Genomic DNA, 1,302 nt, shown 5'->3' with positions numbered 1-1,302 from the left:
CAGTAACAGGAGCGACGATGACCGTAGCGAAACGCAACAAACGAGTGAAACCCGATCCTGAGCTCGTCAAGCTGGCTGACAGCCTGCTGACGAACTATCAGAAGCCGGAAGATCTGATTGGCGAGAACGGTCTGCTCAAGCAGCTCACCAAGATGCTGGTGGAGCGGGCGCTTGAGAGCGAGATGTCCGAGCACCTGGGCCATGGCAAGAGCGAGGCTGTGACCAATGCCACGGGCAATACCCGCAACGGGCACAGCGCCAAGACGCTGCAGGGCGAGTTCGGCGAGTTGCCGCTCGATATTCCACGCGACCGCCAGGGCGCGTTCGAGCCGAAACTGGTGGGACGCCATCAGACGCGCTGGACGGGCTTCGATGACAAGATCATCTCGCTCTATGCACGGGGACTGAGCGTGCGGGAGATTCAGGGCCATCTGGAGGAAATGTACGGCACTGAAGTGTCGCCCACCCTCATTTCCGCCGTCACCGACGCAGTCAGCGACGAAGTGAAGATCTGGCAGGCTCGCCCGCTCGACGCGCTTTACCCGATCGTCTATCTGGACTGCATCCACGTCAAGGTGCGCGACAGTGGCGCGGTACGGACCAAGGCGGTCTATCTGGCCATCGGCGTGAACATGAACGGTCACAAGGAGGTCCTGGGGCTGTGGATTGCCCAGACCGAGGGCGCGAAGTTCTGGCTGCAGGTGGTCACCGAGTTGAAAACACGCGGCGTGCAGGACATTTTTATTGCCTGTGTCGATGGGCTCAAAGGCTTCCCTGAGGCCATTGAAGCGGTCTACCCGAAAGCGGCCGTGCAACTGTGCATCGTGCACATGGTGCGCAACAGCCTGAACTTCGTGTCGTGGAAGGTGCAGCGCGAGGTCGCCGCCGATCTGAAGACGATTTACACTTCATCGACCGTCGAGATGGCCGAACAGATGCTGGGCACCTTCGAAGCGAAGTGGGACAAGGACTACCCGTCCATCGGGCAGAGCTGGCGGCGCAACTGGGAACGCGTCATTCCGTTCTTCGATTACCCGCCGGAGATCAGGAAGGCGATTTACACCACCAATGCCATTGAATCGATCAACATGAGCCTGCGCAAGGTGATCAAGACCCGTAGCTCATTCCCGACAGACGAGGCCGTAACCAAGCTGTTCTACCTGGCGCTGAACAACATCAGCAAGAAGTGGTCGATGCCGATCCGGGACTGGAAAGCAGCCCTGAACCGCTTCACCATCCAGTTCGAAGAACGGCTCGTGCCGGGTTAAACACAAACCCGTTTACACAAAATTCGGGACACCC

The 1,302-nt window shown here is 59.0% G+C and carries 1 protein-coding gene; it reads left to right on the top strand.

What is annotated here, in order from left to right:
- Positions 1-17 precede the first annotated feature (17 nt).
- The gene (locus KHO23_RS34840; protein WP_211617538.1) at positions 18-1,268 is read left to right on the top strand and encodes an IS256 family transposase; all 1,251 of its coding nucleotides are present in this window, start codon (positions 18-20) and stop codon (positions 1,266-1,268) included.
- The last annotated feature ends 34 nt before the right edge of the window (positions 1,269-1,302 follow it).

This window comes from Paraburkholderia haematera, from assembly GCF_905220975.1.
Lineage (GTDB): Bacteria > Pseudomonadota > Gammaproteobacteria > Burkholderiales > Burkholderiaceae > Paraburkholderia > Paraburkholderia haematera.
This window is presented reverse-complemented; position numbering and strand designations above follow the sequence as displayed.